Origin of the sequence: Bradyrhizobium tunisiense (assembly GCF_042263385.1) — a bacterium.
Classification (GTDB): domain Bacteria; phylum Pseudomonadota; class Alphaproteobacteria; order Rhizobiales; family Xanthobacteraceae; genus Bradyrhizobium; species Bradyrhizobium tunisiense.
The window spans coordinates 1,046,542-1,070,961 of sequence record NZ_JBHLEV010000003.1 but is presented as its reverse complement, the minus strand read 5'-3'; the positions used below and the strand labels follow the sequence as shown (position 1 = coordinate 1,070,961).

The window sequence follows — 24,420 nt, the reverse complement described above, 5'->3', positions numbered from 1 at the left end:
TACCGCATGCCGCCGCGCAATACGCCGGATTGGCGGATCAACGATCCGCACGCTTCGTCCAATTTTGGACCGACACGGCTCGACCGACGTCGCATCCTCGAGCATTGGGCCCGGGCCGGGCAATCCACAGGAACCAGTGCGGTCACGGTTGTGCCGCTCCCGGCCCGACGGTCTCCTTCGTTCGACCCGCCCGGCCGGCCTCACCGACGGAACCCAATCCGACTGTGTGAGTTCCATAGAGACGGATTTTGTCCGGTCCAAGGGGCTGCTCTGCCCAAGACCGGCTTTCTTTTTGGGAATGCGTTAAGGGGGTGCAATGACCGATACGTCGACGGCTGCTTCCGACAACAGTCCCAAAGATTTGCCAAGAGTTTCGACCGGCAGCGACGGTTTGGATGACATTCTGGGCGGCGGTTTGGACGCCAACCGGATGTATCTCTATGAGGGTCGGCCGGGCACCGGCAAGACAACGATTGCGCTGCAATTTCTTCTCGAGGGCGCGAGGGGCGGCGAACGCGTGCTCTATATCTCCCTGTCCGAGACGAGGCGGGAGCTCGAGCTCGTAGCGCGTAGGCACGGCTGGTCCCTGCAAGGCGTGGACATCTTCGAACTGGTACCGCCGGAGACGACGCTCGATCCCGATCGGGAGCTCACGGTCTTCCATCCCGCCGAGATGGAGCTGAGCGAAACCACCAATCTGATCTTCAAGGAAGTCGAAAGGCTCAATCCGACCCGCGTGGTGCTCGACAGCCTGTCCGAACTGCGCCTCCTGGCGCAGAATCCGCTGCGCTACCGCCGCCAGGTGCTGGCCTTGAAGCACTTCTTCACCAACCGAAGTTGCACCGTCGTCCTCCTCGACGACCTCTCATCGTCTCAGGACGATCTGCAGCTGCATTCGATCGCGCACGGCGTCGTCATGCTGGAACAGCTCGCGATCGACTACGGGGCCGAGCGGCGACGGCTTCGCGTGATCAAGATGCGCGGCATCCGGTTTCGGGGCGGCTATCACGATTTTACGATTTCGCAAGGAGGCTTGCGCATCTTTCCCCGACTCGTCGCGGCGGAACATCACAAGGCGTTCCGCGGCGAGTCCATGTCCAGCGGAAACCCCGAGCTGGATCGGCTCCTGGGAGGCGGGATCGAGCGGGGCACCAACGTGCTGCTCCTCGGCTCGGCCGGTGTGGGGAAATCGTCGCTCGCGCTCGCCTATGCCATCGCGGCGGCGGAACGCGGCGAGCACGCCGTCTTCTTCGCGTTCGATGAAGGCCGGGGAACGATCGAAGCACGGGCTCTTACGCTGGGCCTGCCCCTGCAGAAACACCTCGATTCCGGCAAAGTGCGATTTCAACAGATTGATCCCGCCGAATTGTCGCCCGGTGAGTTCGCAGCAACGCTTCGTCAAAGCGTCGAGGTCGACGGCGCCCGCATTGTCGTTATCGACAGCCTGAACGGCTATTTGAACGCGATGCCGGACGAGCGCTTTCTCATCCTGCAGATGCATGAGCTGCTGAGCTATCTGGCGCAGCAGGGTGTGCTCACCATCCTGATCCTCGCGCAGCATGGGCTGGTGGGCCCAATGGAAACGCCGCTCGACCTCAGCTATTTGAGCGATGCGGTGCTGATGTTGCGCTATTTCGAGTTCGGCGGAACGGTGCGGCGCGCTCTGTCCGTCGTGAAGAAGCGCAGCGGCAACCATGAGCATACCATCCGCGAGTTCCGGCTCGGCAGCACCGGGATCAAGCTCGGCCCGCCCCTCCAGGAGTTCAGCGGCATCTTTTCCGGCAATCCGCATTATACCGGCACGGCACTCCCGGAAGGATCGATCGAATGAACGCGGCTCGCGATAGCCGCGTTCTCATATTCGCCCCGATCGGACGCGATGGACCGGCATCAGCCGAGCTCTTCCGCAACTCCCATCTGGAAGCGGTGAACTGCCGAAGCCTGCCCGAACTCGTCAGCGCGATGAACGAAGGCGTGGGCGCCGTCTTTCTCGCCGAGGAAGGATTGTTCGGGAAGGACACGGCACCGCTGGCCCAATGGATCGCGGCGCAACCGCCATGGTCCGACCTGCCCTTTGTCGTCCTCACCAGCCATCGAGAACAGCCGGCTGTCGTTGCGTGGCGACGCAGCATCGTCGAACTTCTCCGCAACGTCTCGCTGCTCGAACGTCCGGTTCAGCCGATCACACTGACCAGCACGGTTCAATCCGCGATGAGGGCGCGACGGCGCCAGTATGAAATCCGGGCCCTGCTCCAGGCCCGCGAGCAGACGGCGCAAGACCTCGAGAAGCTGGTGGTCGAGCGCACGCGCGAGCTGAAGGAGGCCAACGAGCAGTTGCGTCTCGAAATGAACGAGCGCGCCCGCGTCGAGGAAACGCTGCGCCAGGCCCAGAAGATCGAGGCCATCGGCCAGCTCACCGGCGGCGTAGCTCACGACTTCAACAATCTGCTGATGGTGATTTCCGGTGGCCTCGACATGCTCGACCGCCAGACCGATCCAAACCGCCGCCGCCGCTTGATGGAGGGGATGATCCAGGCGGCGCAGCGCGGCGCCAGCCTGACCAAGCAGCTTCTGGCGTTTTCGCGCAGGCAGACACTTCGTCCCGAGCCCGTCGACGTTGCCGTGCAGATCGGCGGGATGCGCGAACTGCTCGATCGCAGCCTGCGGGGCGACGTCCATGTCGAGTTCGACTTCCCGGAGCAGCTCTGGCCGGTGGAGGTCGATCCCGGTGAACTCGAACTGGTCATTCTGAACCTGGCCGTCAATGCCCGCGATGCCATGCCCAATGGCGGCACGATCGTCGTGCGCGGGGAGAACCTGCCTGGTTTCAACGACGAGCAGATCACGGGCGACTACGTCCGGCTATCCGTCGTCGACACCGGTATCGGCATGTCTCCCGAGATCCTGGCGCGCGTGTTCGAGCCGTTCTTCACGACCAAGGACGTGGGAAAGGGCTCCGGCCTGGGACTCGCGCAGGTCCACGGATTTGCGACCCAGTCCCGCGGCACCGTACGAATTCAATCGGAAGTCGGCCGGGGCACGAGCATTGCGCTGTACCTGCCTCGATCGCACGATCTTCCCACCAGCGGGCGACACCTGATCGACCTCACACGGGTGCGGCCGAAAAAGAGCAACCAGGGCAAGGTCCTGCTGGTGGAAGACGACGACGAAGTTGCCGCGCTGGTCAGCGAAATGCTCGGCCAGCTTGGTTACGACGTCACGCGCGCCGCCAGCGCTGCCGCGGCTCTCGGCGCCCTGGCCGATGGCCGCTCGGTCGATGTTGTTTTTTCGGATATCATGATGCCCGGCGGCATGAACGGCGTCGAGCTCGCACGCGAGATCAGAAAACGGCGAGGCCACATACCGGTGTTGTTGACCAGCGGATATGCCGAAGCTTCGGCCCACGATGCCCACGCAGCGGGCGTCCAGATCCTGGCGAAGCCCTACCACATCGACGAGCTGGCGGCAGCGCTGAGCGCGGCAAGATCAAAACTACGGCCCGACGCAGGATCCAAGCGCTCCAATTCCGGCTGAGAGCGTTCGAGGATTCGCTGCGCTACGAAGTCTTACCTGAAATATCCCAGCACGAGATCGACATCCGAGCCGCCGGCGACCGTGCCGTTCAGCTCGGCGTCGATGACGCGGCGGCAGGCTTCGATCGCAGCGTGGTCGCCGAGATCGTTTGCGGCTTCCAGAACGAGCCAGGCCGCGTCCACCGACGCCTTGTCCGGTGCACCGCCGATATCGGCGGTGAGAGCACTGTTGAGGTTCTTCTTGCGAACGGCGGTGCCGAATTGAGGCAACATTGCAAATACTCCCCTGTCGAATTCCTGATCAGTGGACCTGAAGCTCGGGCTGACGGCCCGTAGCGGAATCGGCACCCGCGCTGTTCTTGCGCGACTGGTAGAACTTCAGAACGCTGCGCGAGGTCTCGATCTTGAGCCGGCCGAAATCGCGCTCGTTGTCGTGAAGCTCGCGCGCCGTGATCAGATGATCCTTGGCGCCGAGGAACAACAACGACATGGTCGTGTCCCAGGAGAAGTCGAGCGCCTTGCACAGCACCAGAATCATCTCGCGGTTGCGGTCCATCATCGCGCGCTCGATCACGTCCACCGGCAGCGCCGACAGCAGCGACAGGCCGATCTGCACCTCGTCGAAGCGATGCTGGCGCGCATAGCTCGAGATCGAATCCTGATTGAGGTTGCCCTGGCGATACTGCGTCGTCACCACCCGCTTGGCGACGAAATAGCTGCGCGAGGACGGGCCGAACTTGGACTGAAGATCGCCGGTGACCTCGGTCACCGAGCTCTGGATCTGCGCCATCATTTCGGGCCGCTCGGTCTCGAGGCGGCGGCGGACGTCTTCCGACGCCTTCGAGATCAGCTGCTGGAAGATGTGACGCGGCACGTCCTTGCGCAGGCCGAGCTGCTCGGCGAGGATCGAATCGCCTTCGGCGCGGCGAACCATGTGCAGCAGGCCCGAACCGGAAAAGCGCGCGCCCTCGTTCCTTGCCACCGACGTCACGACCTCCTGATCGCCGCGCTTGACCAGCACGTCGGTCACGGCCTCGCCGATCGACTTGCGCTGGGCGATCGCGAGCAGATGCGACTGGCCCTTGGTCATGGCGCTCTCGACCAGCATCTTCTCGTCGAGACGATTGGACTCGCGCAGCACGGGACCGGCGACCTCGATCTCGTCGTCGAGGGCGAGCTTTTCGATGACGTTGAGGGGCGCGTGATCGCACGCCGCCATCAGCTCCGCGAGCTGCGCCCGCGCGGCGACCTCGATCTCTTCGGCGAGCCGGCCGATGACCTCGCCGAACATGCTGATCTCGTCGTCGCTGTAGCGTCCGGTGATCAGAATGTCGGTCGCATGCCACAACGCCTTCGCCCGGCTTTCGTCGGTGCCGCGCGCGATCGCATCGTCCAGATCCTGCAGAAGCGATTTCGCCCCGTTCATCTCGATATCCCCAGTTCTTGGCCGTTCTTTGCGAACCGTCGCGCCTCAGTTGACGCGACGCCGAATTCCTCTGGAAACGACGCTAGAGATGAAACGCGAGAATTCAGTAAAATCGGCAAATCAGTTTTGCCGGGCAAAATTCATTCAAATGCAAGGGAACGGGTTAAGCAGTGCGAAGGGCCCTCTCCCGCAAGCGGGAGAGGTGAGCCAATTCGCGGCTCTGCGCAAAACCAAGTCGCACTTCACGGATTCTGCGGCGTCAGCACCAGCGGCGGCTTTGGCCGGGGCTTTGCGGGCGCAGGGCCCGGCGCAGGCCTCACGTCGATTGGCGGCGGCAGCGGCGCGAGCTGTTGGCTCGCCAGCGGCGGGCTTGGCACGGCGGGCGCGGCCTGCGGGGCCCTCGGCGTCGGAGCAGCCCTGGGTTCGATCTTGGGGTCGATCTTGGGTTCAACTTTAGACTTCGACGGCGGACGGCGCGGGTCCTGGCCCGGCAGCGGCACATTGCCAGGCGCTTGCTCGGGCGCTGCGTCCGGAGACACCAGCGTCGGCAGCGCCGCGGTCGCCGGTGGCGGCTCGCCGCGCTCGATCGCATCGAGCCGGCGCGTCTCGCGGTCGATCGTGCGCACCGCAAGCCACGAGGACAGCGGCGCGAGGTCGATGGTGCGACTGAGCTTGTCCGGAGGTCCCGCCGCGAACAACTGGATCTCCGGCGGGGCGCCGGAGAGGCCGGTCATGATCGGCGTCAGGCTGGCGCGGATGTCGGCCTGGTCGGCGGGGATGTCGTAGCCGCCGGAGACGATGGCGCGGGCGTTCTTCGCTTCCAGCGGCGTCGCGCCGACGCGCAGCCGTCCGTCGCGGATCGTGAACGGGATTTGCGCCGAGGCCACCGCGATCGGTGCGGCAGCAAGCGCGGGCTCGACGAGCTGCCGCAAGCGGTTGTCGTCGGCGACCTGGCCGCCGTCGCTGGCGCGGATCGCGATCTCGAAGGCGCGCGGATTGAGGCCGCTGATTTCCGCGGAGGCCAGCGTCACCGTGCCGTTGCCGGCGAGCGCGCCGGTGAGCGCCGAGACGCTGCGGCCCTGGCTGGTCAGCGCCATCTGCACGGAGACGCGTCCCTTCGGCAGCGCGAGATCGCGGTAGCGCAGCGTCGCTGCATCGACATTGCCGAGCTCGACACGCGCATTCAACGCAAGACCGCTCGCGCCTTTGCGCGCGTCAAAGCTCGCCGACATCTCGCCGCCGCCGACGCCGCCTTTCAGCGCATCAAGCGCGAGCGACTGGCCGTCGCTGCGGATCATGCCGCCGAACGGGCGCAGCTCGATGCCGCCAGGCAACGTCCCGCGCAACGCCTGGAACGCGATCCGACCGCGCCAGCCGGTGACGAGCCCTGCGCTCAACGGCTCGCCCGTATCATGCCCGGCTGCGCCGATCGCCATCGCCAGCGCCGGGGCAAGATCGAGCGTATCGAGACCGACTTCGCCGTCGACGCTCTTCTCCGGATCCAGCGTCACGGCCAGATGGCCGCGCAGATGCGAGCCGGCCGCATTGCCGTCGAGATCGTCGAAGATCAGGCGATTGCCCGTCAGCGTGAGGCGGGAGGACAGGCTGACCTTCTGCGCCGATTTGTCGGTTGGGCCGGTCCCGAGCAGCGGCGCCAGATTGACGTTGCGCACGCGCAGATTCACGCTGGCTTTCGGCTCCGACAATTCGACACTGCCCTGCGCATCGGCATCCAGACCGCCGCCGCTGAGCTTTGCGTTCAATTGCAGCGGCCGCCGCCAGGCGCCGGTCAGCTTGCCCTCGAACTGCGAAGCGCCCTCGCCTGCGGCCACCACGCGATCGAGCCCGAGTAGCGCCAGCAGTGCTCCGGCCTGGGGCGCCGAGACTTTCGATTCCAGTGTGAAATCGCTGTTCCGCAGCCGGTCCAGATCAATGCCGCCAATGGCGGCTGCCGGCATCTGCGCGGCCAGCGTGGCGGTCGCCTTGAGCTGCGGCGCGTCGAGCTCGAGCACCGCGCGGGCATTGCTGCGATCGACATGCTCGGCATTCCTGTCGAGGCTGAGATCGAGCTTGAGGCGCGTCGCACCCGGCAGCGCCGGGATGGCGTCGAAGCGCGCGCGCACAGCGGGCGCAAACGGCTCGATCAGCGCGGTGAGCTCGCGCAGCGAATTGGACGAGGATTTCAGTGCGAGCTTTCCGGTGGCTTTGGTGCGGTCGAAGCTGCCGCTCGCCTCGGTGGTCACGCCGCTCGCCTGGCCGAAGCGCAGCTGCTCCAGCGACAGCGATGCGGGGCCATAGCCGAGCTTTGCAGCGAACGGGCGCAACTCCTGGCCGGCGGAGATCGCCCGGCCGATATCGAGCGAGAGCTTTGCCTCTTCCGGCCATTCGCCTTGCGGACCCGCGAGCGCGCGCACGAAGCTTGCGGCGGCGTCGAGGTCGAGCCGGTCGGCCTTGAGCTCGGCGTCGATCCGCGAGCCCTTGCTCGCGCCTGTTTGCACGAAGGCGATGCGGCCTTGCACAGCGCCGCCTTCGATGTCGGCCTTCAGCCCGTCGATGGCGAGATGATTGGCGGCGATCGTCACGTCGCCGGCAAGGCGCAGCGGCCGCGTGCTGCGGCGGTTGATCTCGCTGCGGCCCTGGAGCCAGGCCATCAGCGTATCCGGATCGGACGATTCGACGCTGAGACGGCCGCTGAAACTGTCGGCGCCGGGCGTCGCGCCGTTGAGCGAGAGCTGCGTCATGCCGGGGGCCCGCAGCTCGAGCCGCTGGAAGGTCCAGGATCGTCCGTCGGTCTGAAGCTCGGCTGAGATGTTCTGGAGCGGACGGCCGCCGAGCATGATCTGGTCGGAGTTGAACTCGATCTGCGCCGGGATCGGCGCCTGCGGAATTGCGGCAAGTCCCGCGCGCAGCGCCGGCAGAATGCGAAGCGGCTCGGCATCGCCCTTGGCCGTGAGCCTGTCGGCATCGACCTGGCGCGCCGACAGCACCGCGCGCAGCAGCGGCGAGGCGCCGAACTTGAGGTCGCCGACGCCGCCGAGCTTCAGCGCGCTGTCTTCAGGGCCGAAACCCGCGTCGATCTGCTCGAACTTCGCGCCGGCCGGATCCGCCTTGAGCTTGGTCGTCAGCTTCCACGGCGTCGGCCCCGCCTCCCCCGCCTTCTTGGCCGCCGGTACGGCCAGGGTCAGAACGCCGTCGAATTTCGGCAGGCGGTTGTCGAAGGCGAGCACGCCTTCGAGATCGGCGAGGATGGCGCGCTCGCCGGGATCGATGTTGAGGTGCAGACGGGTGGCGTTGCCGTCGGCGCTCGGGCCGGAGGAGACGCGGAACGGATAGCGCACCCCGGCGGCAGTGAAACCGCCGTCGCCGCGGACCGAGCCGGCGAGCGAGCGGACGTCGCCGGAAAAGGCGATGTCGTTCAGCTCCAGCGTCGAGCGGCTCGCGGCGTCGTGCAGGGCAATGCGGCCGGTAAGATTGAGCCGCTCGATGGCGAGGGATGCCAGATTGAAAGTGCCGCTCGCGGTGGAGGGTAGATCGACCCGTCCACGGGCATCGAGGCCGAGATCGACCGCCATGCCGCCCACGGAAAGCTCGGTGGCGCGCCATTCGCCGCGCATCAGGGAGCCCAGGCTGAACTCGACGTCGAGCTTGTCGGCGCGCAGGCGGCCGAGATCGTTGTTGCCGCCGAAGGTGACCTGGCGCAGCCGCAGCGTCGGCGCCGGCAGCAGCCGTGCGTCGAGCTCGCCCGCGACCCGCACCGGCACGCCGATGATCTTGCCAGCCTCCGCCTCGAACTGGGGCCTAAACTGGTTCCAGTCGACGTAGTAAGGCCCGATCAGCGCGGCCAGCAGCGCAATGATGAAGGCAATCGCCAATCCGAGCAGCGTCGTCTGCACGGGTCTCCCCTCGGCCAAACCGGCACCCGGACCAAACCCTGGCCTTATTGGACTTCAGGCGTGCCGGAACAGCCCCTTATATAGGGGGAAGTGTGGCGAAGTCACAGCGACTGTTGCGCGCGGAGGTTAACGCCGGGACGCCTTTACCAGCTCGCCGGCAGCCGCTTGAGGCCGCGCAGCACGAAGGTCGGCCGCCATTCCGGGTTTTCGACGTCGTCGATGCGCAGATCGGGCAGGCGCCGCAGCAGCGTGGCAATGGCGATCTCGGCCTCGATGCGCGCCAATTGAGCGCCCAGGCAGAAATGGATGCCGCCGCCGAACGACAGCGGCTTCACGTTCTGGCGGGTGACATCAAGCCGGTCCGGCCGATCGGGATAGATTGCCGGATCGCGGTTGGCCGAGCCGAGCAGGCACAGCACGGTCTCGCCCTTGGGGATCCTCTTGCCGCCGAGATCGTCGATATCCTCCAGCGCGACGCGTCCAGTCATCTGCACCGAGGAATCGTAGCGCAGGAACTCCTCGATCGCGCCTTCCATCAGCTCGGGGCGCGCCTTGAGCAGCGCAAGCTGGTCCGGATTGCGGTGAAGCGCCAGAAGGCCGTTGCCGATCAGGTTCACCGTGGTCTCGTGGCCGGCGCCGAACAGAAGGATGATGTTCGCGGTCAACTCCTCGTTGGTGAGCTTGTTGCCGTCCTCCTCTGCCTGCACGAGCTGGGTGGTGAGATCATCCCCGGGATTGCGCCGGCGCAGCTCGAATAGCTGCTGGAAATACATCTGCGCCATCAGGTTGCCCTCGTTGCCCTTCTTGATCTCCTCCGGTGAGAGGGGCACGGGATCGAGCAGCCGCCCGCCGTCGCGCGAGCTCTTGTAGAAGACCTCGCGATGATCCTCGGGGATGCCGAGCATCTCGCAGATGATGGTGACGGGCAGGCGGAAAGCGAAATCCTCGATCAGGTCCATGTGGCCGCGGTCGGTCACGGCATCGATGGCCTGGTCGACGATCTCCTGGATGCGCGGCCGCATGTCCTCGACCCGGCGCGCGGTGAAGGCCTTCACGACGAGGCCGCGCAGGCGGGTGTGGTCGGGCGGATCGGCCTGCAGCATCCAGTGGCTCATGCTGCGGAACACCGGCTCGTCCATGATCTTGTCGCTGTAGCGGCGCTTGGAGCGCTCGACGAAATCCTTGCCGAAGCGCCTGTCGCGCAACACCAGGCTGACATCGGCGTGGCGGCTGGTGACGAACTGACCGAACGGCGTGACATGGACCGGATCGATCGTGCGCAGCCGGTCGTAATGCGGATAGGGATCGCGGATGAAGTCCGGCGAGAGCGGGTTGAACAGCGGTGCGCCGCCGGCGCCCTGCAAATGCTCGTTCATGGTGACCTCAAATCGGTTGCCGCATGACACGCATACGCCGATCGCAGCCCCACTGCCCGGCGTAACCATCCCTGAATTTATCAACTCGATACATTGTTGTATCGAATTGCATCCTGCCCTAACCTCGTCCGATGTCAAGGGCGAGAACCAGGCCGACCAGGGACGATACGCGCGACAGATTGTTCGAGGCGGCCGCGCGCGTGTTCGAGGAGGACGGCATCGGCGGCGCCAGCATCGAGGCGATTGCGGCGGCGGCAGGCTTCACCCGCGGCGCGTTCTATTCGAACTTCAGGAGCAAGGACGAGCTGATCATCGCCATGCTCGAGGACCATGTCGAACAATCGATCCGCCGCAACATGGACATCCTCGCCGAGCACGACAATCTCGACGATTTCATCGCGGCGCTGAAGACGATGGACCGCAGCCGGCAGGACCCGCTCGGCCGCGCGCCGCTGCTGCACATGGAGATGATCCTGTTCGTCGCGCGCGCCGAGAAGCGCCGGCCCGAGCTCGCCAAACGCTTGCGCGCGCGGCGCAAGCTGGTCGCCGACATCGTCGAGGCCACGCTGAAGAGCAACGGACGCAATCACAACCTGAACCCATCGTGGATGGCGTCGGTGGTGCTGGCGCTGGAAGACGGCTTTCGCCTGCACCGGCTGATCGATCCCGAGACCACGCCGGCCGACAGCTTTCTGCGCGCGATTACGGATTTGCGGCGGAGGACGGGATTGGCAACGAAGTCGAATCCGTAATCAATCGCGTCACGCGCCTATTGGCCGTGCTCCAAATATCACAAGCGCTCCTGAACTTGGCCGCGCGCGGTGCGTGCGGCCTTCCAGTCGCTGCCGGGCACGAGCTTCATCGTGAACGGCGCGCGGCCGGATCCCGATTCCGCGCTTGCCCGCGCGGCCGCCGAGACCAAGTGGCTCAACGGATTCTCGGTCGGTGCGGCGTTCGAAAGCGAGTTCTCCGGCAATCTCACCAGTTATGCCGGCAAGGGAGTCGTCAAAGACAGCTGGTGAGCTGCAGCTCGTGCCTACTTCTTCTTTGTAGGTCCGAAATCCGGCTGCCAGGCGGCGTCCTTGCGGCTCGGAGCCGCGGCGATGACCTTGGACTTCTCCTTCTTCGGCTTCTTGGTTTCGCGATTGCCGCGTTGCTGACCCTTCGCCATGTCGCTCTCCTCTGGTGGTTTGAGTTGGTCGAATTCATCCGGCTGGAGCACCCGTCCGCGCGGGGTGCAAACCCTGACATCCATGTAGCCTTCGCGCAGCAGCTTTCGAGCGTAGCGCAGCGCGACCGTCGCGGTGCCGCGGCCGAGATTGGAACTGCCATATTCGTTCGTTCCGCTGACCAGATATGGCAGTCGTGTCAGCCTAGCCATGCAGGATGGCCGCACCGCACACGAGAAGCAGAAGAGACAGCGGAACGATCACCGGCGGCACGATTCGTTCCGAGATGCGAACACGCGACATCGAACGCTCCTGCGAAGCCTTCGGCGGGAGTACACGTGACCCTCAGTCACCGGTCGAAGCCGTGCAGACGTGCGGTGATGGCAGTAACGCTACGCCCTTGCCGAACCAATAGCGAGCGTAAAATCCCTCGCGGGCGACTATTGCGCCGTGACGTCGTCGTTTGCCGACGCGGTGACGATAGTGCTGGCTATCGCGGCGCCAAAGGCGCATGGTTTGGGGTGCCGGCACCGGTTGGGGATTCACTTGCGAAAGGCAGGCGTGCATGACCATCCGCTCGCGGCGAGAAACCGTCACCTTCAGGCATCCCTTCAGCGTCCGCGGCATCGACCGCGTCTTGCCGGCCGGCGCCTATGAGGTCGTCACTGACGAAGAGACGATCGATGGCCTGACCTTCGCCGCCTATCGCCGCATCGCCACGATGATTACCGTGCCCGCCGAAGGTGCGGCCGGCACCATGGAGAGGCTGTCGATCGGCTCAGTGGACCTTGCGAATGCGCAAGCCGCAGACGCGAGCATCGGCAATGACTGACCACCCGGTCGATCTCGACAAGCACCGGGGCATGGCCGCACAGAAGGCGACCGACCTGCGCCGCGCGCTGGCGGACGTCGAAGCCCAGGTCAGGGAGCTGCGCGAACGCGAGGCCGATCTCGAGCACCGCATGATGACGGTGCCGTCCGCGTCCTGGGCGGAGGCCGCGGTGAAGGCGCGTCATTTGCTCAACCTCTATGCCGCGGGCCTACCGGCCGAGGACACGCGCCACCGCGCGCTCGTGTCAGCCCTGTTCGACGATTTCGCTCGGCTGTCGGGGGAGAGCTGAGGCGAACGACCGCCGCCTGCATTCTCAACACGTGCCACGCGCGACGGGAAAGCAGGCGGCCGGTCGCCGGGAGTTTGAGGGCACGATCGTGCCCGGCAATCACGGAACGGAGCAAGCCATGACATTGACCAGCGGCCACTTCATCAGCCACGAATACGACCGGATGATCGTCCGGTTCTCGATGCATGACGGCACCAGGGAGGTTCCTTGCGCGATCTCGACCTCCGCGATGGACGATCTCGAGCGCGGCCCGAAAGTCAGGCCCGAGCAGCGGGAGGCCCAGTTCACCCGCCTGCGGGATCGCATCGAAGCGCGCGCGGCGAGCAAATATCGTGCGACGGAGTTCGAAGGCACGCCGCCCGGCATCGTGCTACGCGGCATCGATTTCAGGCCATAGGAGCCGGCAGCACCGCGACAGCCGGCTGCATGGCAGAAGGACCCGATCGTCGCGGACCCATGATTGCAGCCAGCTCGAACGTTTTCTCTACTCCGTCCGCGCCTTGATCTCCGGCAAGGGCGCCTTGCGTTCAAAGGGTTTCTTTTTCGGCGGCGCGGGCAGCAATCCCTCTCTGATCGCCTGCTTCCTGGCGAGCTTGCGGGCGCGCCGAATGGCTTCAGATTTCTCGCGGGTCTTTCTCTCCGACGGCTTTTCATAGGAACGCCGTTGCTTCATTTCCCGGAAGACGCCCTCGCGCTGCATCTTCTTCTTGAGAACGCGGAGAGCCTGGTCGACATTGTTGTCTCTGACGAGTACGTGCAATTGATCCTCCGAGCTGGGGGCTGCGAATGCGACACGTCCTGCAGGGCAGCCAATTGCGCAGGAGCTTCGTTGCGATTGTTGAGGATGGCAGCGGCGACACTCGTCGCGGCTTGGATGAGCTGATCTGCTTGTCACAGCGATGCAGCTTGTGCGGCGTGAACGTGACCATCGTCGTGCAGCGCTGTCAATCGCTAACGCTTGCCGGTCGATGGACACAAACCGCCTCGACCGGAACAGCGGAAGTGCCTCGCACAAAACAAACTGGCTTAGCTCCTTGCAAAATCGTGGAAATCATATATATTGAAGCCGTTCGATTAGCCGCTGTGCCTTGTTGAATGCGCCCGCGGGCTCCTTTTCCAGAGACATCGACGAAGTTGAAGATCGCCGCGTGATTGTCGCGCGGAATGCGCTTGCGCGCTTTGGAGAAGAAGATGGCGACAGGTACTGTGAAGTGGTTCAATGGCCAAAAGGGCTTCGGTTTCATTCAGCCGAACGACGGCGGCAACGATGTGTTCGTTCACATCAGCGCCGTTGAAAAGGCCGGTCTTGCAGGTCTCGCTGAGGGCCAACAGGTCAATTTCGAGGCCAAGACCGACAAGATGCGAGGCAAAGTCAGCGCCGAGAACCTCTCGCTGGCTTGATATCGTGGCGCCGTTTCACGGATGTACTGAAACGGCCGCCCTGCCCGCTCAATCCCAGGATTGAGCGGGTTTAGTCGTTTTCGGAGCCGGGCGAGCGATGAGCACCAAGAAGCCGGCAGAGCCGTCACCCGAAAGCGTCGCGCGGTCCGTCCGCCGGCGCCTGGCCGCTGAAGACGGAGCGCAGGCCATGGCCGATGCCGAAAGGCAGGCCGTCGATGTTCGCAAGAACATGGCGCGCCTCCGAGAGGCGCGCGAGGCCAAGGAAGCGGCAGACGAAGCTCTTCGGCTCGCCTCGCCGGCAGCAGCACTCAAGAAGCGTTCACGGAAGCCGGCGCGCTAGTCGTCTTCAGACCGCCACCGGAATTTGGGGGGCCGCTCACATGCCGGAGAGTGCAGATCGTGCCTAGAATCAAACCAGACCACGGAACCATCACCTTCTTTCTCGCGTCCGGCGCAGATCGGCAGTTGTGCCGGCTTGCCACGACATTCAACACGCAGAAGCAGGCCTTCAGCTATTTGCAGAAGCATCGAACGGAGTTCGAGCGTATGGCCCGGGCGCGCCTTGCTTCGGGAGAGCTCGAAGACGGGATTGTCGTGCTTTCGATGTTCTAGTCGGAGCGAAGACGTGAGCATGAGCACTTTCGCCGGTCGCAGTTGACCGGTCGAACTCTCTCGCAGACAGCATCGCTCTCAAGGCGCGAATCCTGAACTCTGCTGATGGGAATTCGCGGCGGAGTGAGGGTGGCCAACGTTTGATGGAATCCATTCCCGGCGAAGCGGACTCCCGTTCGATCCCGGAACGGCTGATTATCGACTACAGGCCGAGAACCGACTTGACGGATCCAGCTTCGCTGAAAGACCAGTCGATCGCTTGTTCTCCGTCAGGAAGACGATCGAATTGGCTGGATCAAAGCCGATCTTGGCCAGTCGACCGCGAACGTCCTTGTACAAGGCTTCCTTTTGCACGTCGGAGCGGCCCTCAAGCAACGTGATTTCAATGACGACGGTCGAGTTCGGATCGCGTCGCCCCAAGAACGTCGGATGACAGATCATCTCGCCTGGAGGGTACCGCGAGATCAAGCAAAAGTCGTCGTCCGGACTGACGCCGCAGGTGGCCACGAGACTTGCATGGAGGCACGCATTGATGGCTTGGCATGTCTCAGTCGCCAATTCCAGCGGGACGTGAAGTCGGTTGAACGGCATCTGTCTTGTCAGGCCCGATACGCATCATTCGATGCGCGGAGATATCCGATCTCTGGTTCCCGAGCAACACGCCCCCAAGGCCTAAGCCGACCGCCTCACCTCGTCACTCCCCGCCGCCGCAACATCAAGCCGGCCCAGCATCGCCCTTGCCTGCTCGGTGCAGTGCTCGATCAGCCAGCGCTCGAAGGCAACGGGAGGAAGCGCGGGGGCGTAGAGGAAGCCTTGCACGACGTCGCAGCCGAGCTCGGCCAGCGTCTTGCGCTGGCCTTCGGTCTCGACGCCCTCGGCGACGACGGTCATGCCGAGGCCTTGGCCGACGCGGACCACGGCGGTGGCAATCGCGAGCGCGCCCGCGTCGTTCTCGATGTCGCGCATGAAGCTGCGGTCGATCTTCAATTCGCGGATCGGCAGATGCGCAAGCCGGCTGAGGCTCGAATAGCCTGTGCCGAAATCGTCGACGGCGAGGCCGACACCGAGCTCGCGAATCGCGTTCATGGTCTCCAGCGCGGCGACGCCGTCCTGCATGAACGCGCCTTCGGTGATCTCCAGCATCAGGGCGTCGGCCGGCAGGTCGTATTCGGCGAGGATGTCCTTGAGCCGCGCGGCCAGCGTGACGTTACGGAAATTGATCGGCGACAGGTTCACCGAGACGCAGGGAATGCTGAGTCCGGCGCGGCGCCAGCTCGCCATCTGGCGGCAGGCCTCGCGCACCGACCACAGGCCGATCTGCTCGATCAGGCCGCACTCCTCGGCCAGCGGGATGAACCTTGCAGGCGAGACGTCGCCGAGCACGGCATCGCGCCAGCGCGAGAGTGCCTCGACGCCGTGAATGGCGCCGTCGCAACTGCGGATCTGCGGCTGATAACTCAGGCTCAGCGCGCCTTCCGCGATGGCGCGGCGGAGCGCTGCGATCAGTGCCAGGCGCTGCTCGGCGAGCCCGTTCATCTCGGCGCAGAACAGGCGATGGGTCGAGCGCCCGGCCTGCTTGGCCATGTACATCGCGGCGTCGGCCTGCTGCATCAAGGTGTCAATGTCGGTAGCATGATCGGGATAGAGGCTGATGCCGATGCTGGCCGACATCGGCATCAGCTTCGATCCGAGCCGTAAGGGTGCGGCGAGCGCTTCCGTGATCCCGGCTGCGACGCGCTCGGCGTCTTGCGCGTTGCGTTGCGGCAGCAGGATGACGAATTCATCGCCGCCGAGCCGGCCCAGCATGTCTCCGGGCCCGATCTGCTCGCGCAGGCGCTGGGCGAGCTGGATCAGCAACTCGTCGCCGGCGGCGTGACCCAGCGTATCGTTGACGTCCTTGAAATGATCGACGTCCAGGAAGGCCAGCGCCACATGGCTGCCGGTCGGGCACGCGTCGATTGCGGTGGTGATGAGGTGCCGCAGCTGCGCACGGTTCGGCAGGCCGGTGAGGATGTCGTGATAGGCGAGCCGTGCGATCTCGGCGCGCGCTTCCTTGCGCTCGATCGCGAAGGCACCGAGATTGACGCAGGCCTCGACGATGCGCCGGTGCCAATTGCTGGGCGCGCGCGGCTCCCGATAGTAGAAGGCGAAGGTCGCGATGACGCGGCCGTCCTTGGCCTTGACCGGGGTCGACCAGCAGGCCCGCAGACCGATCGCGAGCGGCATCGCCTTGTACGGCTGCCAGCGCGGATCGGTCTCGAGATCGGTCGCCAGCACTGGTTCGCCATAGAAGGCGGCGGTGCCGCAAGAGCCGACATTGGGGCCAATCACGACACCGTCCAATGCGCGGGAATAGTCCTCGGGCAGGCTGGGGCCGCCGAGCGGATGGATCAGGCCGGCGGCATCGATGTGGAGCAGCGAACAGACGACGTCGGGCGCGATCTCCTCGACACGGCGGCAGAGCCGGTCGGCGATCTCGCCGATCGGCACCTCGTCGGCGAGCGCGCTCATGATGAGCTGCTGGAGCGAGCGCAGCTGCTTGGTCTCGGTGATGTCATCGAGCAGCGCGAAGATATGCTTGACCCGGCCCTTCCTGTCGCGGAAGGCATCGATCCGGGCGCTGACCCAGATCTCCTCGCCGTCCTTGGTATAGGTCAGGACCTCGGCTTCACCGCCCGGACCGCCCTTGATGAGACGCCGTCCGAGCCGCGTCAGCGCTTTGCGGTTGGTGTGAGGGCCGGCCAGCAGATCGGTCACCCGCCGCCCCTCGGCTTCCGCGGGGGAATAGCCGAACAGCGTGGTGAACGCCGCATTGGTGTAGCGGATGCCGAGCTGGGTGTCCGTGATGAGCACGGCGCGGTTGGTCTGGTCCGAGACGGCGTCGAGCAGCGCGATCCGCGCGCGGCGTTCGGCTTCGGTGGTCACGTCGCGCGCGAACACGACGCGATGGGTCACGCCGCCGCTTGCGACCGAAGAAAGCGAGATGGCCGCCCGTATCCGGCTGCCATCGGGACGTGTGAGGCTGATCTCGTCGCGGAACTCCGCGATCGAATCGTCCTGAAGACACTTCAAGGTGAGAATGCCGGCATCGCGGCCGAGCACGTCGGTGCGCGCCAGCTTCCAGATCCGCTCGGCGCCGGCGTTGAAATGCGTAACGCGCCGCGCGCCGTCGACGATGATGATGGCATCGTCGGTGCGTTCCAGCGCGGCCAGCAGCACGCCCGGCATTTCCGTCACGAGGCAATCGGAGGCAGACATCATTTGGACCGTGAGAGCATCGGGAAGAAGCGGCAATGACCCGACGTTAACGCGCGGAAGGTGTCCAAGACGTTTTTGCAATCCCGGCTGCATTCGCCATTGCTGCCACGTGCTTAACGTTCGGCGAAACAGACACAGGCAATGCAGCGCGTCTGGAACCTACTCGGCGGCTCGGCCCTGGAGCTTGTGCAGCCGGCCGGCAACGGCCCGCACCTTGCGCGGCGCAGCCTGCCAGATCGAGAGCGCCGACAATCCGCTCACGACGATCGCGATGCCGAAGGCGAGCGTGTAGTCGCCGGCGCGATCGTAGAGGACGCCGGTCACCCAGGGACCGGCGGCACCGCCCGCCAGCGCCGCCAGCATGATCGTACCGAAAATGCTGCCCTGATGCCTGCCCTGAAAAATCTCGAACACCACCGCGCCCATGATCGAGGTGAGGCCGTAGCCCAGCGCACCTTGCGCAAACACCATCACGTAGACCAGCCAGAGCGACGGCTGAAACTTCAGTGCCATCAGCGCGGCAAAGCAGATCGCAAAGCCGGCGCAGCTAATCGCCCAGACCCATTCCCGCCCGATCCGGTCGGAGACATGGCCGAGCAGGATCTGGCCGGGAATGCCGAGCAGGCTGACGATGCCGAGCGCCCACACCGCGACGCCAGGGCTGAAGCCGATGTCGAGCAGGAATTTGGTCTGGTGCACCTGCACCGCGTACCAGATGTACAGACCGCAGAAATAGCCGAGCGCGATCCACCAGAACCGCGCGGTCGCCACGGCGCGCTTCAGTGTCCATTCGGTGCCGACCCAGACCGGATCGACGATATTGGAGACGGGCGATGCCGCTCCCGCAACTGGAGCGGCATCGCCGTCCGGCTGCAGGCCGATATCCTCGGGTCGTTTGTGCAGCAACAAATTGATCGGCGCCAGCACGACCAGGATGAGCAGCCCCATCGCGGTGCAGGCGGTGCGCCAGCCGGTCTGTTCGATCATGAGTTGCACCCACGGCAGCAGCGTCACCGAGCCGATGCCCACGCCGGCAAAGGCAATGCCGATGGCGAAGCCGCGTTTGCGGATGAACCAGTTCGGCAGAAATAGTGACTGGCCGGAATAGCCGAGACACACCGAGCCGGCACCGACCATGACGCCGATGGTGACATAGAGATGCCAGGGCGTGCTCGTGAGCGGCGCAAGCAACAACCCGCCGCCCATCAGCACGACACCGAGCTCCATCACCGCGCGCGGGCCGGCGCGATCCATCAGGCGGCCGATCAGCGGACTGACCACACCCGACACCACGAAACCGAATGAGAAGGCACCGGCGGTGATGCCGCGCTCCCAGCCGAATTCGGAGATGATGGGAGGAAAGAACAGCGAAAAGGCGGTACGCGCGTTGACGCCGATGGCCATGGTGACGAAGGTCACGACGACCACGACCCAGCCGTAGAAGAACGGAAGCCGCATTGTTTTGTTTATTTCATCCCTGGACGGTCCTTCCGACCATCTGAGGGTGTCCGGGTCAAGCTATTTTCGCGTGATGCCGCTTTGGCGCGCAACAGTCGGACATGATGGAGGCGCGTCAGCGCCCGTCTCGAAGGACGAGGCGCCCCCTCAGGCGGCGTCGCGGCGTGGCGACTTGACGGGTTCGTCGAACAGGATCCGCTCGATCGGCTGCGGGCGACCGAACAGATAACCTTGCGCAAAGTTGACGCCGAGCGCCTTCAGCCGATCGAACTCCTCGCGGGTTTCGACGCCTTCCGCGGTGACCGACATGTCCAGCCCGCGCGCCAGCGTCACGATCGCGGAGATGATGGCGGAGCTGCGCGGCTGATGTGTGAGGTTGCGGATGAACGACTTGTCGATCTTGATCTTGTCGAACGGGAACGCCGTCAGATAGCTCAGCGAGGAATAGCCGGTGCCGAAATCGTCGAGCGCGAGCTCGATGCCGAGCTGCTTCAATCGCTGCATGAAGTCGTGGTTCTCGCTGCCGCGCTCCAGCAGCACGGATTCCGTGATCTCGATCTCGAGCCGCTGGGGCGGCAGGCCGGAATCGGCGAGTGCCGCGCAGATCATCTCGAACAACTCGGCTTCCTTGAACTGGATCGGCGACAGGTTGACCGCGACCGAAAGGCCGGGAGGCCAGCCGGCCGCGTCCGCGCAGGCGCGCCGCAGCACGAACTCGCCGAGCGGCACGATCAGCCCGGTCTCCTCAGCGAGCGAAATGAACTGGTCCGGAGGGATCAGGCCGCGTGTCGGATGCCGCCAGCGCACCAGGGCCTCGAAGCCGTGCCGCTCGCCGCTGAGGGCGTCGACGAACGGCTGGTAATGCACCTCAAGCTGGCAGCGCGCGATCGCATCGCGCAGGTCCCCCTCCAGCGTGTTGCGGGCCTCCAGCTCGGCCGACATGGCCTCGTCGTAGATGGTGAAGCAGTTGCGGCCCGCCGATTTCGAACGATAGAGCGCAAGGTCCGCCTTCTTCAGAAGCTGCTCCTGGTCGCGGCCGTGATCCGGCGCGACGGCGATGCCGATGCTGGTGCCGATCTCGACGCGATGACCGGGCAGGAGGAACGGTTCGGTCAAGAGCTTGGCGATCCGCCCCGCCAGCTCGGTCGAGCAGGCGCGCTGATCCTGGCACCGCTCCTGGATGATGGCGAACTCGTCGCCGCCGAGCCGTGCCAGCACGTCGCCGGCGTGCACGGCCGATCTCAGCCTTTGCGCCACCTGGCGCAGCAGCGCGTCGCCGGCACCGTGACCGAGGGAGTCGTTGACGTTCTTGAAGCGGTCGAGGTCGAGCATCAGGATCGAGAAGGTCGGCGCGCCGTCCTCCAGCCGCCCATTGAGCTCGTCGAGCCGGGCGAGGAAGAAGGCGCGGTTCGGCAGTCCGGTCAGAATGTCGGTCTGGGCGAGCTCGAGCACCCGCCGGTTGGCGAGCGTCAGCCGCCGCGAATTGCGGCTGGCGAGCATCAGATAGGTCGACAGCGACAGCGTCAGCAGCATGCCGACGATCAGCACCGCGCCCGCGCGATCATAAGTCGTCTCCAGCGGACCGCCGGCAGTTGGCACCGCCCGCACCTGCCAATCGGTATCGCCGATCTTGAGACTACCCGACCAATGAAGCGCCCGCGCGACATCCCGCATCGACTGCGGCGCCGTCGCCGCCGACGAATAGTCGGGCAACATCTGCTCCAGGCTGATGATCTGGCCGATAAAGGGCGGATAGACGTTCATGCTGACCGCGGAGCTTGCTCCGGTCGACACGCGAATGGACTGAATCAGCAGCGGCAGATCGAAAATGCCGATGACGAAGCCGGAGAGATTGCGGCGACGGTCCGCGACCGTCTCGCGCGAGGTTCCCTTGGCGTAGACGGGAACGGCAACGAGGACATCGGGCAGCCTGCCCCCCTCCCTCGGCTCGAACAGGCGCGTGCGAATGGCTGCGACCCTATCGTTGTCGCGCGCGCGCTCCAGGATCGCGCGGCGCTCCGGAACGGTGCCGTAGTCCATGCCGTAGACCGACGAGGTCTTCGGCTGGGTCGAGTAGAACACCGGAAAATATTCGTCGCTCTGCGGCGCAGTCGCGAAGCTTTCGCCCTGAAGCGACTTGATGCGATAGCCGGAAACGCCGTCCGAAATCGCCGCGGCCTCGTATTCCGCGCGCTCCTTGCGGTTGAGGCGTGGCAGCCAGCCGATGCGCAGCATGCCGGGATGGCGCTCGAACAGACGGGCGCTGAAAGTCTCGAATTCACTGCGGGTGACTTCGTCGTTGGTCGATTCGAACAGCGTACGCAGCGCGAGGAGCCTGGAGATATATTCGCCCATGCCGTTCTGCATGACGATCGCTTCGGTTTCGGCCGCGTTCTCGAACTCGATTCTGTTGACGCGATCTTCCCACCGCGCGACGGCGGCCGCGCCCACGACCGAGAACAGAAGACCGACGCCGGCCGCGACGAGCGCAGGGCGATAGAGTCCGAGCAGCGGCGCAGCACGCCACCATCCGGTTGTCGCACGCCTCCGATCCTGATCGTTCCGATCGCGAACGCCCATCTTGAAGCCGCCGTCCCCTAGTCTGCGACGCCGAACCTCTGGTTGAGGCATCGACGCCATTATCGGAACAAGACCGCGGTTAAGAACTGCACAATTTCGGGAACCGGGTCGTCATGCAACGCGTGAATTAGTTAATGAAGTGCGTGAATGACCCGGCGTTGTGGAAACAATCTGCCGGTTTTGCCCGGAACACTACGGGCCGCCGGCGCGCACCCGGTTAGCGAGCTATTCAGGTGCGGGAGCTATCTTGCCCACGTCTTATTTTACCCATCCGGCAAGATCTCCCGATGTATCGATTTCGATCAGCGACATCCGTCGTCCTGACCATCGCGCTCCTGACCGCGGCCATGCTTCCGGCGAAGGCCGACGAGGCCGGCGTCAGCGAGGATGCGATCCTGTTCGGCCAGGCTGCCGCACTGGAAGGCCCCTCCTCCGCACTCGGACGTCACATGCGGCAAGGCATCGTCGCGGCGTTCACCGAGATCAACGCCAAGGGCGGCGTCCACGGCCGCAAGCTCCAGCTCATCAGCCGCGATGACGGCTACGATCCCGACCGTTCGGTGGCGCAGACGTTGCGCCTGATCGACGACGACAAGGTATTCGCGCTGATCGGCGCAGTGGGCACGCCGACCGCCATGGCGACCATTTCGATCACCAGCGCCCGGAACGTGCCCTTCATCGGGCCGTTCACCGGCGCCGAGTTCCTGCGCGATCTCGAGCTTGCGAACGTCGTCAACATCCGCGCGAGTTACGGTGCGGAGGCCGAAGCGTGGATCAAGCACCTCACCGAGGATCGCAAGTTCACACGCATCGGCATCTTCTACCAGGACGATTCCTTCGGCCGCGACGGTCTGTCCGGCGTAAAGCGCGCGCTCGCGAGGCGCGGCCTGGAGCTCGCCGCCGAAGGCACCTTCGAGCGCAACACCCGCGCCGTCACGGCCGCCTGGCGAATGATCAAGCGCGCCGAACCGGAGGCCGTCGTGATGGTCGGGACCTACGGCCCCTGCGCGGAGTTCATCAAGCTTGCGCACCGCCGCGGCTTCCATCCGACCTTCGTCAACGTCTCCTTCGTCGGCGCCACTGCGCTCGCCAAGGAACTCGGCCCCGAAGGCGAAGGCGTCATCGTCTCGCAAGTCGTGCCGTTCCCGTGGGATCGCTCGCTCAAGCTCGTTGCCGACTACCAGGCAGCGCAGAAGGCGTTCGACCCGACGCTGACACCGGACTTCGTGTCGCTGGAAGGCTATCTCTCCGGTCGCCTCGCGGCTGCGGCGCTGGAAAAGGCCGGACCGAAGCCGACGCGCGCAAGCCTGCTTCGCGCCATCAACGATGTCGGCCGCTTCGACATCAGCGGCAGCATCATCAGCGTCGGCCTGCGCATGCTCGACACGCCGCCGAAGGTATTTTTGACGGTGATCCAGAAGGACGGCACGTTCCGGGCGGTGGACCGGCTCTAGGGGCGCCGCGTCCAGCGCTCGGCGTTGACCGCCCCCGGCGGGACCACGCCTCTGACGATTGCGTCCACCTGCCGCACGGTTTCCAGCGACTGGTATTCGATCGCCTGCGGCGTCAGCCCGCCGACATGCGGCGTGGCGACCACGTTGGGGAGCTTCGCCAGCTCCGGCGTCGGCATCTGATCGAGGGCGCGACCGACGTCCATCGCCGCGCCGGCGATGCGACCATCGCGCAAGGCGCGCGCCAGCGCCGCCTCTTCGACGAGATTGCCGCGCGAAAGATTGATGAACATTGCATGCTTCTGCATGCGCGCCAGCGCCGTCTCGCCGATCAGATTTTCGGTCTGCTCATTCGCAATCGCAAGACAGACGACGTAGTCCGACGCAGCGAGGAGCTCGTCGAGCGGGACCTGCCGGATGGCGGCATCGCTGACATCGACGAAGGGATCGGCGACCAGCACCTCCATGCGCAACACCTTTGCCACCTCGGCAAGATAGCGCCCGATGCTGCCATAACCAATGATGCCGAGCTTGCTGCCGGCGAGCTGGCGGCCCATCCGCGCCTCGGGTTTGCGGCCCGCCTGGTAGTCGGCGGTGGAGCGCGAGACGCCGCGGGACAGATCGACCATGAAGCCGAGCGCGAGTTCGGCCACGGCCTGCACGAAGCCGGGGCCCGCGCGGGTCACGAGCACGCCGGCTTGCGAGGCGGCGTCGACATTGACGTTGCGGATGTCGACGGCACAGCGGACGAAGGCCCGCAAACGGGGCAATTGCGCAAAAATCTCGCCGCGACCTTCTGTCGTCCGGTCGGCGACGATGATGTCGACTTCCCTCGCCGCGCGCACGAGGCCGGTGGCGTCCAAGGGCTCCTCTCCCTCGTGCAGAATCACCTCGGCGGCCGCACGCAGGCCGTTCAAGCTGCGATCGCCGTAATAGTTTCGCCGCATCTCAGGCGTGTGGGCCAGCAGGACTTTCACAGCAGAACTCCTTCAGTCGCCGTATATGCGAGGCAGCGCTGTCGAACGCGATGGCACGAAGGCAATGCCGAGCCGGGCAGGGGAACGTCACCGCGCAGCAGCGCTCCCGCGCAGAGCCGGCATCAATCCAATTGAGCATGGATCGATGTGCAATTCACCACGGAT

The 24,420-nt window shown here is 65.1% G+C and carries 22 protein-coding genes; 11 read left to right on the top strand and 11 right to left on the bottom strand.

The features are described 5' to 3' along the window. Positions 1-316: 316 nt before the first annotated feature. Positions 317-1,831, top strand: coding sequence for an ATPase domain-containing protein (locus tag ACFDR6_RS18400; protein WP_212080673.1), 1,515 nt, complete (start codon positions 317-319; stop codon positions 1,829-1,831). Continuing rightward, the gene (locus ACFDR6_RS18395) at positions 1,828-3,534 is read left to right on the top strand and encodes an ATP-binding protein (RefSeq protein WP_375859078.1); all 1,707 of its coding nucleotides are present in this window, start codon (positions 1,828-1,830) and stop codon (positions 3,532-3,534) included. Before ACFDR6_RS18400 ends, ACFDR6_RS18395 begins: the two co-directional genes overlap by 4 nt. A 32-nt stretch (positions 3,535-3,566) precedes the next feature. On the opposite strand, the gene ACFDR6_RS18390 is transcribed toward ACFDR6_RS18395, so the two are convergent. From ACFDR6_RS18390 to ACFDR6_RS18375, 4 genes are all read right to left on the bottom strand, one after another. After that, positions 3,567-3,806: a hypothetical protein gene (locus ACFDR6_RS18390; RefSeq protein ID WP_317242568.1), complete on the bottom strand. Its 240-nt coding sequence runs from the start codon at positions 3,804-3,806 to the stop codon at positions 3,567-3,569. A 28-nt stretch (positions 3,807-3,834) separates the two neighbouring features. Further along, positions 3,835-4,959, bottom strand: a complete 1,125-nt coding sequence (locus ACFDR6_RS18385) for a DUF2336 domain-containing protein (RefSeq protein ID WP_375859077.1) — start codon at positions 4,957-4,959, stop codon at positions 3,835-3,837. A gap of 242 nt (positions 4,960-5,201) precedes the next feature. After that, positions 5,202-8,852, bottom strand: coding sequence for an AsmA family protein (locus tag ACFDR6_RS18380; protein WP_375859076.1), 3,651 nt, complete (start codon positions 8,850-8,852; stop codon positions 5,202-5,204). A 143-nt stretch (positions 8,853-8,995) separates the two neighbouring features. Next, the gene (locus tag ACFDR6_RS18375; protein ID WP_317242566.1) at positions 8,996-10,228 is read right to left on the bottom strand and encodes a cytochrome P450; all 1,233 of its coding nucleotides are present in this window, start codon (positions 10,226-10,228) and stop codon (positions 8,996-8,998) included. Positions 10,229-10,359: 131 nt separating this feature from the next. Here ACFDR6_RS18375 and ACFDR6_RS18370 point away from each other — a divergent pair, with 131 nt between their 5' ends. Both ACFDR6_RS18370 and ACFDR6_RS18365 read left to right on the top strand, forming a co-directional pair. Next, positions 10,360-10,980: a TetR/AcrR family transcriptional regulator gene (locus ACFDR6_RS18370; RefSeq protein ID WP_375859075.1), complete on the top strand. Its 621-nt coding sequence runs from the start codon at positions 10,360-10,362 to the stop codon at positions 10,978-10,980. 69 nt (positions 10,981-11,049) lie between these two features. Next, the gene (locus ACFDR6_RS18365; protein WP_375859074.1) at positions 11,050-11,250 is read left to right on the top strand and encodes a hypothetical protein; all 201 of its coding nucleotides are present in this window, start codon (positions 11,050-11,052) and stop codon (positions 11,248-11,250) included. A 14-nt stretch (positions 11,251-11,264) separates the two neighbouring features. Here the strand turns inward: ACFDR6_RS18365 and ACFDR6_RS18360 are convergent, their stop codons facing one another. Beyond that, entirely contained in the window at positions 11,265-11,609 is a 345-nt protein-coding gene (locus tag ACFDR6_RS18360; RefSeq protein WP_249152884.1) for a hypothetical protein, read from the bottom strand. A gap of 353 nt (positions 11,610-11,962) precedes the next feature. Between ACFDR6_RS18360 and ACFDR6_RS18355 the strand changes: the two genes are divergently transcribed. The 3 genes from ACFDR6_RS18355 to ACFDR6_RS18345 all read left to right on the top strand — a co-directional run bounded on the left by ACFDR6_RS18355 (position 11,963) and on the right by ACFDR6_RS18345 (position 12,915). Continuing rightward, positions 11,963-12,229, top strand: a complete 267-nt coding sequence (locus ACFDR6_RS18355) for a hypothetical protein (protein ID WP_375859073.1) — start codon at positions 11,963-11,965, stop codon at positions 12,227-12,229. After that, entirely contained in the window at positions 12,222-12,518 is a 297-nt protein-coding gene (locus ACFDR6_RS18350) for a hypothetical protein (protein ID WP_375859072.1), read from the top strand. The genes ACFDR6_RS18355 and ACFDR6_RS18350 overlap by 8 nt, the downstream gene beginning before the upstream one ends. A 118-nt stretch (positions 12,519-12,636) precedes the next feature. Continuing rightward, entirely contained in the window at positions 12,637-12,915 is a 279-nt protein-coding gene (locus ACFDR6_RS18345; RefSeq protein WP_212080663.1) for a DUF1488 family protein, read from the top strand. Positions 12,916-13,002: 87 nt separating this feature from the next. Here the strand turns inward: ACFDR6_RS18345 and rpsU are convergent, their stop codons facing one another. Continuing rightward, positions 13,003-13,278 carry a 30S ribosomal protein S21 gene (gene rpsU, locus ACFDR6_RS18340; RefSeq protein ID WP_061847124.1) on the bottom strand — a complete coding sequence of 92 codons (276 nt, stop codon included), beginning with the start codon at positions 13,276-13,278 and terminating at the stop codon, positions 13,003-13,005. 431 nt (positions 13,279-13,709) lie between these two features. Here rpsU and ACFDR6_RS18335 point away from each other — a divergent pair, with 431 nt between their 5' ends. The 3 genes from ACFDR6_RS18335 (at position 13,710) to ACFDR6_RS18325 (ending at position 14,531) form a co-directional block, all read left to right on the top strand. Then, positions 13,710-13,919: a cold-shock protein gene (locus tag ACFDR6_RS18335; RefSeq protein ID WP_212080790.1), complete on the top strand. Its 210-nt coding sequence runs from the start codon at positions 13,710-13,712 to the stop codon at positions 13,917-13,919. A 97-nt stretch (positions 13,920-14,016) separates the two neighbouring features. Further along, positions 14,017-14,259, top strand: coding sequence for a transcriptional regulator (locus ACFDR6_RS18330; protein ID WP_375859071.1), 243 nt, complete (start codon positions 14,017-14,019; stop codon positions 14,257-14,259). A 50-nt stretch (positions 14,260-14,309) separates the two neighbouring features. Further along, positions 14,310-14,531 carry a hypothetical protein gene (locus ACFDR6_RS18325; RefSeq protein WP_317242565.1) on the top strand — a complete coding sequence of 74 codons (222 nt, stop codon included), beginning with the start codon at positions 14,310-14,312 and terminating at the stop codon, positions 14,529-14,531. Between the two features lie 195 nt (positions 14,532-14,726). On the opposite strand, the gene ACFDR6_RS18320 is transcribed toward ACFDR6_RS18325, so the two are convergent. From ACFDR6_RS18320 to ACFDR6_RS18305, 4 genes are all read right to left on the bottom strand, one after another. Next, positions 14,727-14,972 carry a tautomerase family protein gene (locus ACFDR6_RS18320; RefSeq protein ID WP_375859133.1) on the bottom strand — a complete coding sequence of 82 codons (246 nt, stop codon included), beginning with the start codon at positions 14,970-14,972 and terminating at the stop codon, positions 14,727-14,729. 231 nt (positions 14,973-15,203) lie between these two features. Next, positions 15,204-17,789 (bottom strand): EAL domain-containing protein, encoded by a 2,586-nt coding sequence (locus tag ACFDR6_RS18315; protein ID WP_375859070.1) that lies wholly within the window; start codon positions 17,787-17,789, stop codon positions 15,204-15,206. 159 nt (positions 17,790-17,948) lie between these two features. Beyond that, the gene (locus ACFDR6_RS18310; protein ID WP_375859069.1) at positions 17,949-19,247 is read right to left on the bottom strand and encodes an MFS transporter; all 1,299 of its coding nucleotides are present in this window, start codon (positions 19,245-19,247) and stop codon (positions 17,949-17,951) included. 147 nt (positions 19,248-19,394) lie between these two features. Next, entirely contained in the window at positions 19,395-21,827 is a 2,433-nt protein-coding gene (locus ACFDR6_RS18305; protein ID WP_375859068.1) for a bifunctional diguanylate cyclase/phosphodiesterase, read from the bottom strand. A 287-nt stretch (positions 21,828-22,114) separates the two neighbouring features. On the opposite strand from ACFDR6_RS18305, the gene ACFDR6_RS18300 reads away from it, so the two are divergent. Further along, complete coding sequence (locus ACFDR6_RS18300) at positions 22,115-23,281, top strand: ABC transporter substrate-binding protein (protein WP_212080657.1); 1,167 nt, start codon at positions 22,115-22,117, stop codon at positions 23,279-23,281. Here ACFDR6_RS18300 and ACFDR6_RS18295 read toward each other — a convergent pair. Then, positions 23,278-24,255: a hydroxyacid dehydrogenase gene (locus ACFDR6_RS18295; protein ID WP_375859067.1), complete on the bottom strand. Its 978-nt coding sequence runs from the start codon at positions 24,253-24,255 to the stop codon at positions 23,278-23,280. The genes ACFDR6_RS18300 and ACFDR6_RS18295 overlap by 4 nt on opposite strands. Positions 24,256-24,420 lie beyond the last annotated feature (165 nt).

Excerpts from the sequence above, each read along its gene's own strand:
- ACFDR6_RS18400 (WP_212080673.1), top strand. The coding sequence starts at position 317 with ATGACCGATACGTCGACGGCTGCTTCCGACAACAGTCCCAAAGATTTG.
- ACFDR6_RS18315 (WP_375859070.1), bottom strand. The coding sequence starts at position 17,789 with ATGTCTGCCTCCGATTGCCTCGTGACGGAAATGCCGGGCGTGCTGCTG.
- ACFDR6_RS18370 (WP_375859075.1), top strand. The coding sequence starts at position 10,360 with ATGTCAAGGGCGAGAACCAGGCCGACCAGGGACGATACGCGCGACAGA.
- ACFDR6_RS18385 (WP_375859077.1), bottom strand. The coding sequence starts at position 4,959 with ATGAACGGGGCGAAATCGCTTCTGCAGGATCTGGACGATGCGATCGCG.
- ACFDR6_RS18360 (WP_249152884.1), bottom strand. The coding sequence starts at position 11,609 with ATGGCTAGGCTGACACGACTGCCATATCTGGTCAGCGGAACGAACGAA.
- ACFDR6_RS18310 (WP_375859069.1), bottom strand. The coding sequence starts at position 19,247 with ATGCGGCTTCCGTTCTTCTACGGCTGGGTCGTGGTCGTCGTGACCTTC.
- ACFDR6_RS18320 (WP_375859133.1), bottom strand. The coding sequence starts at position 14,972 with ATGATCTGTCATCCGACGTTCTTGGGGCGACGCGATCCGAACTCGACC.
- ACFDR6_RS18330 (WP_375859071.1), top strand. The coding sequence starts at position 14,017 with ATGAGCACCAAGAAGCCGGCAGAGCCGTCACCCGAAAGCGTCGCGCGG.
- ACFDR6_RS18350 (WP_375859072.1), top strand. The coding sequence starts at position 12,222 with ATGACTGACCACCCGGTCGATCTCGACAAGCACCGGGGCATGGCCGCA.
- ACFDR6_RS18335 (WP_212080790.1), top strand. The coding sequence starts at position 13,710 with ATGGCGACAGGTACTGTGAAGTGGTTCAATGGCCAAAAGGGCTTCGGT.
- ACFDR6_RS18375 (WP_317242566.1), bottom strand. The coding sequence starts at position 10,228 with ATGAACGAGCATTTGCAGGGCGCCGGCGGCGCACCGCTGTTCAACCCG.
- ACFDR6_RS18395 (WP_375859078.1), top strand. The coding sequence starts at position 1,828 with ATGAACGCGGCTCGCGATAGCCGCGTTCTCATATTCGCCCCGATCGGA.
- ACFDR6_RS18305 (WP_375859068.1), bottom strand. The coding sequence starts at position 21,827 with ATGGGCGTTCGCGATCGGAACGATCAGGATCGGAGGCGTGCGACAACC.
- ACFDR6_RS18390 (WP_317242568.1), bottom strand. The coding sequence starts at position 3,806 with ATGTTGCCTCAATTCGGCACCGCCGTTCGCAAGAAGAACCTCAACAGT.
- ACFDR6_RS18355 (WP_375859073.1), top strand. The coding sequence starts at position 11,963 with ATGACCATCCGCTCGCGGCGAGAAACCGTCACCTTCAGGCATCCCTTC.
- ACFDR6_RS18300 (WP_212080657.1), top strand. The coding sequence starts at position 22,115 with ATGTATCGATTTCGATCAGCGACATCCGTCGTCCTGACCATCGCGCTC.
- ACFDR6_RS18345 (WP_212080663.1), top strand. The coding sequence starts at position 12,637 with ATGACATTGACCAGCGGCCACTTCATCAGCCACGAATACGACCGGATG.